At 63.2% G+C, this 535-nt stretch carries 1 protein-coding gene; it reads right to left on the bottom strand.

The features are described from left to right. The coding region (locus tag I5W_RS14460; protein WP_044529751.1) for a TonB-dependent receptor plug domain-containing protein at positions 1-535 on the bottom strand (535 nt) is incomplete at both ends.

The raw sequence follows: 535 nt of genomic DNA, 5'->3' as shown, positions 1-535 counted from the left end.
CGCATGGTCGCGATAGCCATCCGATTTTTCGTAGCCGACGAAATAATTCTGGGACCAGTTGCCGTTTTCCACGCCCTTGACCACCTGCACCTGGCGCGTGTTGAAGCTGCCGTAGGTCAGGCGCGCCTCGTCGTAGTTGCCGCCCTGGCGGGTGACGATATTGACGTTGCCGGCGATGTTGTGCAGGCCGTAGCGCGCATCGTTGGTACCGCGCACGACCTCGATGCGGGCGATATCGAGCGGGAACAGCGTGCCCAGGAAGGGCATGCCGCCCGCATTGTCATTGCTGGGGATGCCGTCGATGAGCAGCTTGACCGCATTGACCTCGCCCTCGCCATTGAAGCCACGGAAGGACAGCTTGCCCGATTCGTTGCCCTGGCGGAACTGGGTCAGCATCACGCCCGGCGACTGCGCGAACAGCTCCCAGTTGTATTGCGCCTGCTGTTGCTGGATGCGGTCGGCCCCGATCAGGTCCACCGAGCTCAGCACGTTGTTGAGCTGCAGCGGACCGCTGCGGCGTGCGCTCACTTCCACG

It is taken from the genome of Herbaspirillum sp. B65, from assembly GCF_000333555.1.
GTDB lineage: Bacteria > Pseudomonadota > Gammaproteobacteria > Burkholderiales > Burkholderiaceae_D > Herbaspirillum > Herbaspirillum rubrisubalbicans.
Note: the sequence above shows the minus strand (reverse complement) of the source record. Positions and strands in the feature narration are given on the sequence as shown.